Raw genomic sequence first — 15,252 nt, 5'->3', positions numbered from 1 at the left:
TTAGTTTACAGACCAGATGGTCGGCTAAGGGGGTTCGTCATGCGGAAGTGGGCAGCACTGGGCGTGCTCGCGCTCGCGCTGTTGCTGATCGCCGTGGACGGCACGGTGCTGGCTCTCGCGATTCCCGCGCTGCAGCAGGACCTGGGGCCTTCGACCTCGGAGGTGCTGTGGATCGGCGACATCTACTCGTTCGTGCTCGGCGGCCTGCTCGTCACGATGGGCACGCTCGGTGACCGGATCGGCCGCAAGAAGCTGCTGCTCACGGGCGCGTTCGGGTTCGGCCTCGCCTCGCTGCTGGCCGCGTTCGCACCGTCCGCGGGCTGGCTGATCGTCGCCCGCGCCCTGCTCGGCGTCGCGGGCGCGACGATCATGCCGTCGACGTTGTCGATCATCCGCAACCTGTTCACCGACCCTGCCGAGCGCACGCGGGCGGTGGCGGTCTGGGCCGCGACGGCCACGGCCGGCGCCACACTCGGCCCGCTGATCGGCGGGGTGTTGCTGGAGCACTTCTGGTGGGGCTCGGTGTTCATCATCAACCTGCCGGTGATGGCGGCGCTGCTCGTGTTCGGCGCGTGGTGGCTGCCGGAGTCGCGCGACCCGAATCCCGGCCCGTTCGACCTGGTCTCGGCCCTGCTGTCGGCGGTCGGCGTCGTCCCGCTCGTCTACGCGGTCAAGGAGATCGCACTGGTCGGCCCGACCTGGGCGGCCCTCGCGGCCGCACTCGTCGGCACGGCTGGGCTGTGGCTCTTCGTGCGGCGTCAGCAGGCCTCGAAGCACCCGATGATCGACGTGGCGCTCTTCCGCCAACCGGCGTTCAGCGGTGCCGTGGGCTCCAGCATGATCGCGATCTTCGCGTTGACCGGGCTGGTCTTCTTCCTGTCGCAGTACTTCCAGAACGTGCTGGGCTACTCGCCGCTGGAGGCTGGCCTGCGCGAACTGCCGCTGGGCGTCGCCGCGGTGCTCGTCGTCGTGGTGATCGGCCCGCTCGTCCGCCTGCTCGGCAGCGGCCGCGCGATCGCACTGGGCCTGCTGGCAAGCGCGGGCGGCCTGACGATCGTCGGCTTCTCGGCGGGCTACGGCGCCATCGCGGTGGCGCTGGTGATGCTCGGTGCCGGCGTGGGCCTGGCGCTCACGCTCACGACGGACGCCGTGGTGTCCGCGGTGCCGGCGGACAAGGCCGGCGCGGCGTCCGCGGTGTCGGAGACCGCCTACGAACTGGGCGCGGCGCTGGGCATCGCGGTGCTCGGAACCTTGCTGTCGGCGTGGGCCCGCGAGGGCACCTTCACCGAGGCGATGCAGGGGACGGCGCTCGTGGCCGCCGTCCTGCTGGCGGTGGCGTCCTTTGTGGCCTACCGGCTCATTCCGAACGGGGAGCGGACGCCTCGGCCAGCCGTTCGTGCAGACGTTCCCTGATCTGGTCGGGGGTGTAGGCGGCGCGGCGGCGCTGGTTGCGGGCGACGACCACGCCGCTCGCCGCGACACCCGCGAAAGCGGCCATTCCGATCACCTTCCACAGCTTCATGTGCCTAGGCTACTGGTCCATGGCGACAACACTGGACAAAGCCGTGGAGATGACCCGCACCGGTGACGTGTGGGTGTTCCGCGGGCGCAGTGCGGCGGACCGGGCGATCCAGGCCATGACGAACAGCCCGGTCAACCACGTCGGCATGGCGATCGTGATCGACGACATGCCGCCGTTGATGTGGCACGCCGAGCTCGGCAAGTCCTTGAAGGACATGTGGAGCGGCACGCACCAGCGCGGCGCCCAGCTGCACGACCTGCGCGACGCGGTCGTGACGTGGCACGACAAGTACGGGCAGCGGGCCTGGTTGCGGCAGCTCGACCACGAGGTGACGCGCGAGATGGAGGACGCCGCGCTGCGGGCGGTGGCGCGGCTCGACGGCACGCCGTTCCCGTCCACCGCCAAGCTCGCCTCGCGGTGGCTGCGCGGGCGGGTTCCGCTGGGGCCCAAGGGCGACGCGAGCATCGAGAGCGCGTTCTGCGCGGAGATCGTGGCCGTGACGTACGAGGAGATGGGGCTGCTGCCCAAGCGCCGGCCCAACTGGTACGACCCCGGCCGCTTCTGGAGCGGCGACGACCTCGAACTGCTGGACGGCGCCAGGCTCCGCAAGGAGGTCGAGATCATCGTGTGAGGGCCGCGCCGACGAGGAGCAGTCGCAGCGTGCGCTCCGTGGCGTCGGTGAGGAGCTCCGCCGTTCTGGCCATCGCGGTGTCCAGGGTGACGGGTGCGGCGATGATGCTGGCGTAGGCGTCGATGCCGGCGTCGTGGTTGGCGCGGGCGTTCTCCCCGATCGTGCCGGCGAGCGCGATGACGGGCTTGCCGTGCTTCTTGGCCCTGCGCGCCACCTCCGCGGGGATCTTGCCGTGCGGGGTCTGGCCGTCGATGGCGCCTTCCGCGGTGATCACCAGGTCGGCCTCCGGCAGGCGGGCGTCGAGGTCGGAGTGCTCAAGGACGACGTCGAAGCGCGGCAGCAGGGTGGCGCCCAGCGCGTGCAGACCGGCGCCGAGCCCTCCGGACGCGCCACCGCCCGGCATGGTGCGGATGCCGGCGCCGAGCAGGCCGGCCCAGTTCTCCAGGGCATCGCTGAGCAGTTCGACCTGTGCCGGGGTCGCGCCCTTCTGCGGGCCGAACACCCTTGCCACGCCCCGATCTCCGCACAGGACGTTGTGCTGGTTGCAGGCCACGGTGATCTCGGCCTTGTCCAGCCTCGGGTCCACTTCGGACAGGTCGAGTGCGGCGGCGCCGGCCAGGGCCGCTCCCCCGCGTCCGATCTCACGGCCTCGCGCGTCGGTGATGCGGGCTCCCAGTGCCTGCAACGCACCCGCGCCGCCGTCTGAGGTGCCGGAGTCGCCGCACCCGACCAGGATGCGGTCGACGCCGAGGTCCAGCGCGGCACGGATGAGCTGGCCGACGCCGTACGTGGTGGTCGTCGCCGGGTCGCGGTGGTGTTTCGGGACGAGCCTCAGCCCTGCCGCCGCGGCCATCTCGACCACGGCCGTGCGAGGACCGGGGCCTCCGAGCAACGCGAAGTGGGACGGGATCTCCTCGCCGACCGGTCCGGTGACGAGAGTGGGGACGAGGGTGCCGTTGGTGGCTTCGGCGAGCGCCTGGGCCGAGCCTTCGCCGCCGTCCACGAGTGGTGCCTTGTCCACGATCGCGCCGGGCACCACGCGGTAGATGCCTCGTGCGATCGCGTCGGCGACGGCGCAGGCGTCCAGGGACTCCTTGAAACCGCTGGGAGCTACCAGGAAACGCATCGGTGACCTCATTTCAGTGGCAGGCCGAGGTGCGGCCAGAGGAGAACGGCGCAGGCGAGTACGAGTGCGCCGGTGAGCGGCGCCAGGACCGCGGAGAGCTTGAGCAGGTCCCGCGGGCGGTAGGCGCCGGCGAAGAGGGCGACCGGTTTCGCGGACGCCGTGGAGGTGTGGCAGAAGCCGGCGGCCGCGGTGGAGGCGAACGCCAGCGCGGCGGGGTTCATGCCCGCGGCCGCGGCGAGCGGGATGACGATCGGGACGAGGACCGAGGAGCGGGCCGAGCGGGACTGGATGACGAGGTGCGCGAGGAGGCTCACCGCGATCACGGTCGGCAGCAGGTGGGACGGGCTGATCAGGGTGGCGATGGTGTGCGCCGCGCCGGAGCTGACCAGGGCCGAGCCGAGCATCGTGGTGGCGGCCATGAAGAGCAGGAGCGACCACGGGATGTCGGCGAACGCGGCTTTGAGCGTCGTCGTACCGAGGCGTGGCGCAGTGATGGCGACGGCACCGGCGAGAGCGGTGACCTCGGGCGGGACGTGGTGCCAGGACTCGGTGAGCCACCCCGCCGAGACGACGCCGACGATGACCAGGGAGGTGATCTCGGGCCTGGTGAGCGCCGAAAACTGTCGGTGCTGTCTGGGAGAATTAGAACAGGGGTCCCCTGGGAGGGGACCCTCGCTCCGCGCTGCGAGCACGACCGTGGGCTCGTCGCTGAAGTCCAGCGGCTCCACCTGGCCGGCCAACGGCTCCGCGCGGTCCGCACGGGTCGTGAACAGCCACAACACCACCTCGGCCGTCACGTGCGCGCTGACCACCGCGAGCGGGAGCCCGAGCAGCATCCACTGCCCGAACCCGATCCCCTGTCCCGTCGCCTGCTCCAGCAACGCGCTGGTGATCAGGTGCGCTCCCGCCCCCACCAGCGTCGCCACCGCGGTCAGCAGGATCACCGACGGGAACAGCACCCCGAGCGCCCGCGACACCCGCGCGTTCACCCGCAGAGCCCGGTGGACCGGCAGGGTCAGGGCGGCCCTGCCTGAGGTGGACGGCACGAAGAACGCCGTGAGCAGCAAGGCGAAGGCCGTCAGGTGCATCAGCCCGCGCACCGAACGGGCACGCCCCACCAGCGAGGTCGCGAGGCGCGCGGGCAGCCCCGACGCCGAGACCCCCGCGGCCAGCACGAAGGCCGCGATGAGCAGCCACGTCGTCGAACCGCCCAGCACCGCCAGTGCCGAGGCGGGCAGGACGCCGAACAGCAGCAGGGCCACGACGGCGGCGAGGGCGACGAACGTGTCGTCCAGCGGTGTGCACGTCCACAGCACCACCGCCACCGCGAAGACCACCAGCGTCAGGATCACGAGAACGATCCTGCGCGGCCACCCTGATCCACAGGTGAGGCCCGGATGAAGGAGTCTTCATCTAGCTGAGGCGATATCCCATGCCGCGCACGGTCTCCAGTCGCTCGGCGCCGATCTTGCGCCGCAACGACCGCACGTACACGTCGACCACATTGGACCCGGGGTCGAAGTCGTAACCCCACACGTGGGACAGGATCTGCTCGCGCACCAGCACCTGCCCCGGATGCCGCAGGAACAGTTCCAGCAGGGCGAACTCGCGGGCGGTGAGGTCCACCGAGCCGGACGGCAGCACGGCCTGGCGGGTGCGCAGGTCGAGCGACAGCGAGCCGGAGGTGAGCACGGTGGCCTCGGGCACGCCGGGCGGGCGCAGGCGGAGCCGGACGCGGGCCAGCAGTTCCTCGAAGCGGAACGGCTTGGTCATGTAGTCGTCGGCGCCGCCGGACAACCCCGCCACGGTGTCGTGCACCGAGTCACGGGCGGTCAGGATGATCACCGGGGTGGCCACGCCCTGGTCGCGCATGGCTCGCAGGACCGAGAAGCCGTCGAGGTCGGGCAGCCCGAGGTCCAGCACCACCAGGTCGAACGAGGCGGCCCACGACAGCGCGTCCGCTCCGGAGGCCACGACGGACGTGGTGAAGCCGTTGGCCCGCAGGCCTTTCTCCACGAACGAGGCAATGCGCGCCTCGTCCTCGACGATGAGGATCCGGCCGGTCATCGAGGCACCTCCACCACGAACGTCGCGCCCTTGCCCGCCACCGACCGAACCCGCACGGCGCCTCCGTGTGCTTCGGCGATGGCCTTCACGATCGGCAGGCCGAGGCCGGTCGAACGGGAGAACAGCAACGACTCGTCGCTCACTCCGGGCCCGGAGTCGGCTATCCAGAAGGAGACGGCGGAGTCCACGGAGGATCCGAAGCGGATGGTCGCGCCCGCGGTGGTGTGGCGGACGGCGTTCGAGGCGAGCTGCAGAACGGCCTGGGTGACGCGTTGCGGGTCCAGCACGGCCTCGCCTTCCGCGATCGAGTCGAGCACCCAGCGGCGGTCGCCGAGAGCGCGGAGGTGGGCGTCGATGTCGCTGGTGAGTTCCGGGAGGCTCACGGTGACGGGGCGCAGGAAGTCCGGGCGTTCGGACTTGACCAGCAGCAGCAGGTCCTCGACCAGGCGGGCCATGCGGTCGAGTTCGTCGGTGCACAGCCGCACCACTTCGGCGCGTTCCTGCGGCGAGTCGCCCAGCAGTTCCAGGTGGCCGCGCACGATGGTGATCGGTGTGCGCAGCTCGTGGGAGGCGTCGTCGAGGAACTGGCGCTGCAGGCGGAACGAGCGGTCGAGGCGGTCGAGCATCGAGTTGAACTGCTTCGCCAGTGCGGCCACGTCGTCGTTGCCGGAGACCGGGATCCGGCGGGTGAGGTCGTCCTCGGTGATCTCGGCGGCGGCCTGGCGGACCACGCGGATCGGAGCGAGGACCACCCCCGCCACGGACCACGCGATCAGCGCGGCGATCAGCAGGCCGGCCAGCGACACCAGCACCAGGACGCGCACCGTCGAGTGCACCGGCGCCCGCACGCCGTCCTCGAAGTAGCCGGTGACGAACCACATCTCCTGCGGCGCGGCCGTGTGCACCTTCGCCCACCGGAACGGTCCGGCCGGGGTGGACGCGACACCCCACGGCGCACCGGAGGACGTGATCGTGCCCAGCACGGCGCGGTCGTGCTCCAGCGCGTAGGTCACCTCGGAGCGCTGCACCAGCACGCGGCCGGACAGCACGGCCAGGTGGATCTCGTGCTCGTCGGGGTACTGCAGGCGCAGGTGGGACTCGGCGACGGCACCGGCGTCTCCGGCGTGGTTCTCCGCGTAGGCGCCGAACTCGGTGGTCTCCTGCTCCAGGGCTCGGTTGACGCGGTCGTCGACGTCGACGAGCAGCAGGCGCCACACCACGACCACGACGGTCGCGAGGACGAGCGTCATCAGGCCGAGGAGCCAGCACATGATCTTCACGCGTGCGGGCACGTCAGTCGTCCTCGTCGTCATCGCTCGGCGGTGGCGGCGGCAGCACCGACCCCGGGGTGGGCACCACCGAGGAGGTCGTCGGCGGAGCGGAACGTCCTATCTGCACTTCCGGCGTGCGCACGTCAGGTGGCACCGGCCGCGCCACGGTCAGTACGAGCAGCACGGCCGCCAGCGCGCACGCCACGCTGAGCACGGCAACAAGGACCGTGCCGGTGCGGGCGGACGGCAGCATGCGACCGAGCCTGCCGTCTCTCGCGAAGTACCGCATGAGACCAAGATGAAGATCTCTTCATCTGTCCGCAAATCGACTGATAACCATCAGCCCCTTGACCGGGAACGTGCCGACTAACACGATGGAAGCGGTCCCACACCCAGGAGCTGACAACGATGTCACGACTGCTCGTACTCGTGCTCGCCCTGCTGTTGCCCGCCGTGCCCGCCACGGCCGCCCCGACCGGCTGGACCGTGGCCGGACCGGGCCAGGTCACCGCGAAACTATCCCTGAACAGCGGAAACTTGACTCTGGACGTGAGCAGACAGGGCAGAACCGTGCTCAAGCCGGCACCCGTCGGCCTCACCACGACCACCGCGGATCTCACCAAGGACCTGACGTTCACGGGACGCAGTGACCGCGTTGTCATCGATCACTACACGATGCCGCACGGCAAGCGGCTGCAGCGTGCGGCCCGCATGACCGAGGCGAGGTTCGGCTTCCGCAACGCCGCCGGCCGCTTCGACCTGGTCGTGCGCGCCGCGGCGGACGGTATCGCCTACCGCTACGTGCTGCCCGCGCCGGCGACGGTCACGGCGGAGGCGTCCGCCTTCCGCGTCGCCGCCGACTCGAAGGCGTGGCTGCTGCCCTACAACGCCTGGTACGAGGCCAACCGCGTGCGGACGACCGCGGGCGAGGCCGCCGGCGACTTCGGCTACCCGTCGCTCTTCCAGACGGGCCAGGACTTCGCGCTGCTCACCGAGTCCGATGTGGACGGCACGTACGCGGGCAGCCGGTTGCGCAGGAGCGGCGACGGTTTCCAGGTCGTCCTGGCGGACGCGCAGGTCGCCTCGACCGGCACGACGCCGTGGCGCACCGCGATCGTCGGCGACCTGGGCACCGTGAGCACGTCCACGCTCGTGGACGACCTGGCGAGCCCGGCGAAGTTCGCGGACGTGAGCTGGATCAAGCCGGGCAAGGTCGCGTGGTCGTGGCTGAGCGAGCACTCCAGTCCGAGCGACTTCGCACGGCAGAAGCAGTACGTGGACTTCGCCGCCCGCAACGGCTGGGAGTACACGCTGGTCGACGAGGGCTGGAGCGCCGCGTGGGTGCCGGAGCTCATCCGCTACGCCCGCGCGCAGGGCGTGGAGATCCTGTTGTGGCTGCACTGGAGTGATCTGGACACGCAGCAGGAACGCGACACCGTGCTGCCCAGGATCAAGCAGTGGGGCGCGAAGGGCGTGAAGCTCGACTTCATGGAGTCCGACTCGCAGGACCGTTACCGCTGGTACGACGCGGTGTTGCAGAAGACGGCGGACCTGAAGCTGATGGTCAACTTCCACGGTTCCACCATTCCACACGGCCTCGCGCGCACGTGGCCGCACGTGCTCACGATGGAGGCCGTGCGCGGCGCCGAGAACTACCCGCCCGCCGCCAACAACCCCGTGCAGTTCTTCACCCGCAACGTCGCGGGCTCGATGGACTACACGCCCGTGTCGCTGGAAGTCGGCACGAAGGAGGCGTCGATCGCGCACGAGGTCGCGCTGCCAGTCGTCTACGAGTCGGGCTGGACGCACTTCGCGGACAAACCCGAGGCCTACGAACGGCATCCGCAGGCGTTGCGCTACCTCAACCAGATCCCGACGGTCTGGGACGAGACCCGGCTGCTCGACGGCGACCCTGACTCGCACGCCGTCGTCGCACGCCGCAACGGGGACAGGTGGTTCGTCGGCGGCATCGCCACCCAGGAACGCACGCTGCAGGCACCGCTCGGGTTCCTCGGCGGCGGGCGGTGGCTGGTCGAGACCGTCCGCGACCCCGCCACCAGGGCCGACGTCGTGCGCGACTCGCAGGTCCTGCGCAACACCGACACCCTCACGGTGCCGACCAGGCGCAACGGCGGTTTCGCGGCGGTTGTCTGCCGCTACCGGCCCGGCCTGCAGACGTGTGACCAGCCGATCCGCCAGGTCCCGAAGACCACGCTGACCGTCGAGCCCACCGGCACGACCGACACCCCGCCGGGTTCGGCGATCGAGGTCACCGGCACGTTCACCAACGGGGACAAGGCGATCCGCGACGTCAGGCTGACGGCGACCGCCCCCGAGGGCTGGTCCGTCACGGGTGCCGTGGTCCAGCGGCGCACGCTCGCGCCCGGCGAGTCGATCAGCGGGCGCTGGCGGCTCACCGCCGGAACGCGGGTCGGCCCGGTGGACCTGCCGGTCGTCGCCACCTTCGGCGACGTGCATGTCGAACAGGCGGTCAAGGCGTTCGTGCCTCCTCCGACGCCGGCGAACGGGGCGCAGGTCAGCGATCTGCCGTTCATGAGCGAGACCAACGGCTGGGGCCCGGTGGAACGGGACAGGTCCAACGGCGAGAACACCGGCGGTGACGGCGCGGCGCTGTCCATCGGCGGCGTCACCTACGCCAAGGGCATCGGCACGCACGCGCCGTCCGAGGTCTCGGTCTACCTGGGCCGTGGCTGCGAGCGTCTCGCGGCGAAGATCGGCCTCGACGACGAGACCGAACAGCCGGGATCGGTCGTGTTCCAGGTGTTCGGCGACGACAAACCCTTGTACGACAGCGGAATCATCCGGGGCAAGGGCGCGGCGGTACCGATCGACGTCGACGTCGGCAACGTCCGGATGCTCAGCCTCCGCGTCACCGACGGCGGCGACGGCCGCAACTTCGACCACGCCGACTGGGCGGAGGCAGCCCTGACATGCTGATCAACCGCAGAACGTTCCTCTACGCCACGGGTGTGCTGACGGTCGCGCCGAAAGTCTCGGTCGCACAACTGAAAGACACCTACTACGAGGTGCTGCTCAGGCACACGAAGTGGGCCGAGACGCAGTACGACGCCACGGCCGGACGTTACCGGCGCACCGACTTCGGGTTCGCGGTCGTGCTCGGCAACGCCGTCCTGCTCACCCGAGGCAGCTACGACGCGGCACTGGCGGGTGTCGAGAAGAACGTCCTGCGCGACCACACGCTCGCCACGATCAGGCATTTCGCGGCGAGCAACGTGCTGGCGGGCGGCACCGAGTGGGGCAAGACCCTGTTCTGGGACACCACCTTCCAGTCCTACTTCGTGCTGGCCGCCCGGCTGCTCTGGCCGGACCTCGACGCGGCCACCCGCGCGAACGTCGAGGCGATCGCCCGCGGCCAGGCCGAGTACACGACGTCGCTCGGCACCGGCAACGACCCGCGCTCCGGTAGCTGGACGCCGAACGGGCTCACCGGCGGCTACCGGGGAGACACGAAGCTGGAGGAGATGGGCGTCTACGCCCAGGCACTCGCGCCCGGCCTGGCCTGGCACGGCGACGGGCAGGGCTGGCGGGAGGCGTTCTGCCGATGGAGCCGCAACGAGGCCGGGCTGCCCGCCGCCGACCTCGCCAACCCCTCCACAGTGGACGGCGTACCGATCTCCGCCAACACGGCGACGAACCTGCATGACACGTTCATCGTCGAGAACCACGGCTCGTTCGGCCCGCACTACCAGGAAGAGCTCTGGCGCACGTCGGGCCGCAACGCCGTGCACTTCCTGCTCGCCGGACGGCCACTGCCCGAGGTGCTGACCAAGCAGCCCAACGGAGAACTGTTGTGGCGCACCATCCTCGCCACGATGAGCGACGCCGGTGAGCCGTTGATGCCGATGGTCAACGACCGGGAGCACCTCTACGGCCGTGACGTCATCCCGCTCGCGTTCCGCTCCACGGTGCTGCGCGACCCGATGGCCGCCCGCGCCGAGGCCGCGCTCGCGTCCCGCCTGCTCGCCTACCAGGCCCATCCACCGATCCATCGGCTGGCGAAGTTCTCCGGTGAGGCCAAGTACGAGCCGGAGGCACGCGCGGAGCTCGCGATCAGCTATCTCCTGCACGAACTGCGGCCGCCCGCGACACCCGTGTCCGAGCAGGAGTTCTTCACCCGTGCGGCGATCACGATCGACCACGGCGCGGACCCCGGTCTGCTGACGCACCAGTCGGCGGCGGCCTGGGCGGGCACGGTGACCAAGCCGGGGTACACGAAGCTCGCGTGGCAGCCGGCGCACGACGACTGGCTGTTCAAGATCAGCGGCTCGACGCCGATGCTGCTGCCGCCCACGGCCGTCACCGGGCGCAACACCGTTGCGTACCAGCAGGTGCGTGACGGTTTCGACGCGACGGCGAGCCTGCTGCGGTTCACGGACGGGTTCGCCGGCACCGCCACCCTGCCTACCGGCACGATCGTGTGCGTGCTCCCCCGCCCCGGCCGGGTCGACGTGCACAACCTCGCGATGGCCGGAATGCCCGGCCTCACCGGTTCCCGCACCTACACGGGAGCGGCGGGCCGCGTCACGGTCCCGGCACGCGAAGGGTTCCGGGTCGACGACCTGACGTTCCCGGCGACAACGGCCCGCCACGTCCGCATGATCGGCGTCACCCCGCATCCCACCTACGGCTACTCGCTGTTCGAGTTCGAGGCAGGGCAGGGAACGGTGACGGCGTCGTCGTTCGCTCCCGGCTTCGAACCGGCGAAGGCGATCGACGGCGATCCGGCCACGCGCTGGGCGGTCGCCCGTGCCGAACGCGGCCGCGCGGACAGTTGGATCGCCGTCGACCGCGGCACCGCCACGACCGTGGACCGCGTGCGCCTGCGTTGGGAGACAGCGGCTGCGGGCGCCTACCGCATCGAGACGTCGATGGACGGCGCCACGTGGACGACGGTCGCCTCGTACCCGCGTCCGGACCTCGGCACGTCGGGCTGGCTCGATGTGGACGGCCGGGCGGGGTTCGTCGCGCGGTCGGCCGAACCGATCACCGTGCACGGCGACACGATCACCGTGCCGGCCGGGATCGTGGAGGGTTACGTCCAGGCGGACCTGCGCGAGATCGCGGCGGAACCGGCGCCGCAGTGCCCTCCAGATGTGCGCGCGAGCACCGCGGACGGGTTCCTCAGCCTCTTCAACCTTTCCGGCGCCGACGTCGCCGGGACCGTCCGCCTGCGCGGCACCCGGCTGTACCGGGGCACGCAGGTCACGACCCGTGACGGCACCGAGTACGCGCTCACCCTGCCCGCCGCCACTGCGCGGGTCGAGGCGCCGTGGTTCACCGCCCGCGGCATCCCGCCGGGCATCACCGCCGTCGTGCACGACGCGCAGCGGGTCACTTTCCGCGGCGGCCCGGCGATGTTCGTGCTGGTCCACCGCGACGGCCGCAGCCTGCCCGTCGTGCTGGGCCGTGCCGAGCGCACGGTCAGGATGCCGGGCGCCCGGCCGTTCCCGATCGACGACCTCGCACTGGGCCGCGTCACGTTCCCGAACTCCGTGCTGCCGCCCGGTATGAGCGATCCCGCCGCCGCGGTGGACGGCGAGCAGAACACCGCGTGGACGCCGGGCCGTGACGGCCGCATGGTCGTCGACCTCGGCGCCGTGCACGCCATCGGTGACGTCCGTCTGCAGTGGACACCTGGCGCGCCGCCGCCGCACACCGTCACGTACAGCGTGGACGGCAAGACCTACGGTGAGGTCATCACCGCGCGGTACGTCGCCGTGTCGACCGGCTGGCGGCCAGGACACGCCTCCCTGCGGGCCTTCGTAGTGCGAAGATGACGGGTTTAGGCGCCAATCGGTCGGCAACCCAATGTCATGTTCGACGGATTGCGACCCGCCACACGCGAGAGCGTGGTCAGGGCGGTGCTGGACGTGCCGAGGCTGCTGCGCCACTCGGTGTGGCGGACTGTGGAACCGCACCAGGGCAACGGACTCGGCGTCGTGCTCGTACCGGGTTTCGGCGCCGGCGGGGCCAGCCTGTCACCCGCCGGGTCGTGGCTACGTGCCCGTGGCTACCGCCCGGCTCATTCAGGAGTCGGGTTCACTGTCGGCTGCACCGCACAGCTGCTGGCGAAGCTCTTGCACAGCACCGAGAGGCACGCCGAGTTCACCGGCCGGCCGGTGGTACTGCTCGGCCAGAGTCGCGGTGGCTGGCTCGCGCGACTCGCCGCCGCCCGGCGTCCCGACCTCGTGCACGGCCTGGTGATGCTGGGCAGTCCCGTGCTCGACCCGATGGGCGCGCATCCGAGCGTCATGCGCATCGCCCGGTTCCTGGCCCGGCTCGCCGCCGCGGGTGTGCCCGGACTGCTCGACGACGACTGCATGCGCGGGCCGTGCTTCGACGAGCACATGAAGGCGCTGGCCGAACGGTTGCGCGTTCCCGCGATCTCCATCTTCTCGCGGCTGGACGGCATTGTGCCGTGGCAGCTGTGCCAGGACCCGTGCGCCGAGTGCGTCGAGGTCCACAGCACGCACACCGGCATGGGGTTCGACCCCGACGTCTACGAAGCACTCGGCCCACGACTCGCAGCCTGGGCACGGCGGGACGTCGAGGTCAACGCGTGACCGGCACGATCCGGGCGTCGAGCAGGGCACCGTCCTCGATCCGCAGCAGCCCGATGGTGCCGTGCGGCTGACGCCGTTTGTCCGTGGGTGAGCCGGGGTTGAACACGCGGACCCCGTCCTCCTGCTCGTCCCACGGGATGTGCGAGTGCCCGAACACGACGAGCCGGGCGGCGGGGAACCGGCGGCGCATCCTCGCCATCCGGCCGGTCTTCTGGCCGCTGTCGTGGATCATCGCGAACGGCAGGCCCTCGATCTCGGACTCGACCACGTCCGGCGCGCCCCACGCCACCACGTCCGGGCCGTCGTTGTTGCCGCACACGGCGATGACGGGCGCGTACTGCGCCAGCTCGTCCAGCACGGGAGCGACGCAGACGTCCCCGCCGTGCAGGATCAGGTCGGCTGACCGCAAATGTCCGGCCACGGCCGGTGGGCACCGCTTCCAGAACCGCGGCGCGTGGGTGTCGGACAGCACCACGACTCTCACGCCAGTGACGGTAGCAAGGTCAGACCTCGACGAATAACCACGCCGGGTGGTGGGTACCTGACCTGCATGGCGAGGGCTATCTGGAGCGGTTCTGTCAGTTTTGGACTCGTGAGCATCCCGGTGGAGCTGTACAGCGCCACCGAGGACCACACCGTGCACTTCAACCAGTTCCAGCGCGGCACGTCCGACCGGATCCGGTACAAGCGCGTCAACGAGCGCACCGGCCGTGAGGTGCCCTATGAGAAGATCGTGAAGGGCCACGAAGTCGAGAACGGCGAGTACGTGGTGGTGGAGCCCGAGGAACTGGACGAGATCGCGCCGGGCCGCAGCCGCACCCTCGACATCGAGGCGTTCGTGGACATCGACGAGATCGACCCGGTGCACTTCCAGAAGACGTACTGGCTCGGGCCGGCCAAGCCCGAGTTCTCCCGCCCGTACCTGCTGCTGGCGCAGGCGATGAAGAAGTCGAACCGGGCGGGCATCGCGATGTTCGTCATGCGCGGCAAGCAGTACCTGACCGCGCTGACCGAGGACAAGGGCATTCTCGCCGTGCACACGCTGTTCTTCGCCGACGAGATCCGCAAGCCGAAGGACGTGCTGGACGTGCCGCCGGAGGGCCGGGCGCCGCGCGGCAAGGAGCTCGACATGGCGGTGTCGCTGGTCGAGTCCATGGCCGACGACTGGCGGCCGAAGGACTACCGCGACACCTACACCGAGCGGGTCAACAAGCTGATCAAGGCCAAGCAGAAGGGCCGCAAGATCAAGGTCGAGGACGAGCCCGCGGAGGCCACCGGCGTCATCGACCTTATGGAGGCGTTGCAGCGCAGCGTCGAGGCGAGCAAGAACAAGCGCGGCAAGAAGGTCAGCTGACGACGAGCGCCGTCGCGTTGTCGGTGCCGCGTGCGTACAGGGACGCACGCACCAGACGCTCTGCCGTGGCGTGCCCCGACATGATCGCCTCGATCCCGTTGTGCCCCAACGGCCCGTAGACGCCGTCCGACACGAGGGCGAGCCACGGAGCCCGTGTCGCCGCACGGCCGATGTTCTCCGGCGTCGCGTGGCGGACGGTGTTGGTGACGACGTGGTCCAGCCGCGGTTCGGCCTTGATGCCGCGCTCGCGGAAGTACTCGGCGACCGTGTGGTCGGTGGTGAGCTGGACGAGGTCCGAGCCGTCCGAGGCGTACGCGCGGGCGTCGCCTGCCCACGCCACGGCGAAGCCGCCGTCCGGGCGGGCCGTGGCCACGACGATCACGGCGTCGCCCGAGTGCACCTGGAGGGCGTCGCGGGCGGCGAGGATCGCGGCGACGGGGTCCGTCAGCAACGCCGCGGCCCGCGCGGCCGCCCACGCGGCTTCGGCGGCGGACGCGGAGTCACCCACCCCGTCGGCGACCACGAACGTACGGCGGCCCACGGCGAAGGCATCGGCGTTGTACCTGCGCGGTCCACGGTCCGACGCGTGGCTCACGGTGAGCGCGGTGCCCAGCGGAACCGTGTCCAGGGGCCTGGTGTGATCGATCAGCATGGCGGACCTCCCTGATCTCCACTA

At 70.7% G+C, this 15,252-nt stretch carries 14 protein-coding genes; 6 read left to right on the top strand and 8 right to left on the bottom strand.

Going from position 1 to position 15,252, the window contains the following annotated elements; all coding sequences use genetic code 11:
- Positions 1–39 precede the first annotated feature (39 nt).
- Entirely contained in the window at positions 40–1,413 is a 1,374-nt protein-coding gene (locus IG04_RS0114785) for an MFS transporter (RefSeq protein WP_051769903.1), read from the top strand.
- On the opposite strand, the gene IG04_RS47165 is transcribed toward IG04_RS0114785, so the two are convergent.
- A complete protein-coding gene (locus tag IG04_RS47165; protein WP_169745998.1) occupies positions 1,358–1,522 on the bottom strand; it encodes a hypothetical protein in 165 nt (54 codons plus the stop codon). The two genes, IG04_RS0114785 and IG04_RS47165, sit on opposite strands and share 56 nt — an antisense overlap.
- A 19-nt stretch (positions 1,523–1,541) precedes the next feature.
- Here IG04_RS47165 and IG04_RS0114775 point away from each other — a divergent pair, with 19 nt between their 5' ends.
- Positions 1,542–2,153: a hypothetical protein gene (locus tag IG04_RS0114775; RefSeq protein ID WP_030477209.1), complete on the top strand. Its 612-nt coding sequence runs from the start codon at positions 1,542–1,544 to the stop codon at positions 2,151–2,153.
- Here the strand turns inward: IG04_RS0114775 and IG04_RS0114770 are convergent.
- From IG04_RS0114770 to IG04_RS0114750, 5 genes are all read right to left on the bottom strand, one after another.
- Positions 2,143–3,279: a glycerate kinase family protein gene (locus tag IG04_RS0114770; protein ID WP_030477208.1), complete on the bottom strand. Its 1,137-nt coding sequence runs from the start codon at positions 3,277–3,279 to the stop codon at positions 2,143–2,145. The genes IG04_RS0114775 and IG04_RS0114770 overlap by 11 nt on opposite strands.
- 8 nt (positions 3,280–3,287) lie before the next feature.
- Positions 3,288–4,631, bottom strand: a complete 1,344-nt coding sequence (locus IG04_RS0114765) for an SLC13 family permease (protein WP_051769901.1) — start codon at positions 4,629–4,631, stop codon at positions 3,288–3,290.
- Between the two features lie 61 nt (positions 4,632–4,692).
- Positions 4,693–5,346, bottom strand: coding sequence for a response regulator transcription factor (locus tag IG04_RS0114760; protein ID WP_030477206.1), 654 nt, complete (start codon positions 5,344–5,346; stop codon positions 4,693–4,695).
- Positions 5,343–6,638, bottom strand: a complete 1,296-nt coding sequence (locus IG04_RS0114755) for a sensor histidine kinase (RefSeq protein ID WP_245816180.1) — start codon at positions 6,636–6,638, stop codon at positions 5,343–5,345. Before IG04_RS0114755 ends, IG04_RS0114760 begins: the two co-directional genes overlap by 4 nt.
- Position 6,639: 1 nt before the next feature.
- Positions 6,640–6,906, bottom strand: coding sequence for a hypothetical protein (locus IG04_RS0114750; RefSeq protein ID WP_030477204.1), 267 nt, complete (start codon positions 6,904–6,906; stop codon positions 6,640–6,642).
- Between the two features lie 119 nt (positions 6,907–7,025).
- Between IG04_RS0114750 and IG04_RS0114745 the strand changes: the two genes are divergently transcribed.
- From IG04_RS0114745 to IG04_RS0114735, 3 genes are read left to right on the top strand one after another with little or no spacing between them, the layout of a single operon-like run.
- Complete coding sequence (locus IG04_RS0114745; RefSeq protein ID WP_030477203.1) at positions 7,026–9,575, top strand: NPCBM/NEW2 domain-containing protein; 2,550 nt, start codon at positions 7,026–7,028, stop codon at positions 9,573–9,575.
- Entirely contained in the window at positions 9,569–12,436 is a 2,868-nt protein-coding gene (locus tag IG04_RS0114740) for a discoidin domain-containing protein (protein WP_051769899.1), read from the top strand. Before IG04_RS0114745 ends, IG04_RS0114740 begins: the two co-directional genes overlap by 7 nt.
- A 48-nt stretch (positions 12,437–12,484) precedes the next feature.
- Positions 12,485–13,222 carry an alpha/beta fold hydrolase gene (locus tag IG04_RS0114735; protein WP_245816182.1) on the top strand — a complete coding sequence of 246 codons (738 nt, stop codon included), beginning with the start codon at positions 12,485–12,487 and terminating at the stop codon, positions 13,220–13,222.
- Here the strand turns inward: IG04_RS0114735 and IG04_RS0114730 are convergent.
- Complete coding sequence (locus tag IG04_RS0114730) at positions 13,212–13,706, bottom strand: metallophosphoesterase family protein (protein ID WP_030477200.1); 495 nt, start codon at positions 13,704–13,706, stop codon at positions 13,212–13,214. The two genes, IG04_RS0114735 and IG04_RS0114730, sit on opposite strands and share 11 nt — an antisense overlap.
- Between IG04_RS0114730 and ku the strand changes: the two genes are divergently transcribed.
- Entirely contained in the window at positions 13,632–14,576 is a 945-nt protein-coding gene (gene ku / locus IG04_RS0114725) for a non-homologous end joining protein Ku (protein ID WP_338043532.1), read from the top strand. The genes IG04_RS0114730 and ku overlap by 75 nt on opposite strands.
- On the opposite strand, the gene IG04_RS0114720 is transcribed toward ku, so the two are convergent.
- Positions 14,569–15,228, bottom strand: a complete 660-nt coding sequence (locus IG04_RS0114720; protein WP_051769895.1) for a PP2C family protein-serine/threonine phosphatase — start codon at positions 15,226–15,228, stop codon at positions 14,569–14,571. The genes ku and IG04_RS0114720 overlap by 8 nt on opposite strands.
- Between the last annotated feature and the right edge of the window lie 24 nt (positions 15,229–15,252).

The organism is Lentzea albidocapillata (assembly GCF_000719115.1).
GTDB classification, from domain to species: domain Bacteria; phylum Actinomycetota; class Actinomycetes; order Mycobacteriales; family Pseudonocardiaceae; genus Lentzea; species Lentzea albidocapillata.
The sequence above is the reverse complement of the archived record's forward strand: the minus strand, read 5'-3'. Positions and strand labels throughout refer to the sequence as shown.

Bases quoted from the DNA above. Each gene is read 5' to 3' on its own strand.
- IG04_RS0114770 (WP_030477208.1), bottom strand. From the start codon at position 3,279: ATGCGTTTCCTGGTAGCTCCCAGCGGTTTCAAGGAGTCCCTGGACGCC.
- IG04_RS0114745 (WP_030477203.1), top strand. From the start codon at position 7,026: ATGTCACGACTGCTCGTACTCGTGCTCGCCCTGCTGTTGCCCGCCGTG.
- ku (WP_338043532.1), top strand. From the start codon at position 13,632: ATGTCCGGCCACGGCCGGTGGGCACCGCTTCCAGAACCGCGGCGCGTG.
- IG04_RS0114775 (WP_030477209.1), top strand. From the start codon at position 1,542: ATGGCGACAACACTGGACAAAGCCGTGGAGATGACCCGCACCGGTGAC.
- IG04_RS0114750 (WP_030477204.1), bottom strand. From the start codon at position 6,906: ATGCGGTACTTCGCGAGAGACGGCAGGCTCGGTCGCATGCTGCCGTCC.
- IG04_RS0114785 (WP_051769903.1), top strand. From the start codon at position 40: ATGCGGAAGTGGGCAGCACTGGGCGTGCTCGCGCTCGCGCTGTTGCTG.
- IG04_RS0114760 (WP_030477206.1), bottom strand. From the start codon at position 5,346: ATGACCGGCCGGATCCTCATCGTCGAGGACGAGGCGCGCATTGCCTCG.
- IG04_RS0114740 (WP_051769899.1), top strand. From the start codon at position 9,569: ATGCTGATCAACCGCAGAACGTTCCTCTACGCCACGGGTGTGCTGACG.
- IG04_RS0114720 (WP_051769895.1), bottom strand. From the start codon at position 15,228: ATGCTGATCGATCACACCAGGCCCCTGGACACGGTTCCGCTGGGCACC.
- IG04_RS47165 (WP_169745998.1), bottom strand. From the start codon at position 1,522: ATGAAGCTGTGGAAGGTGATCGGAATGGCCGCTTTCGCGGGTGTCGCG.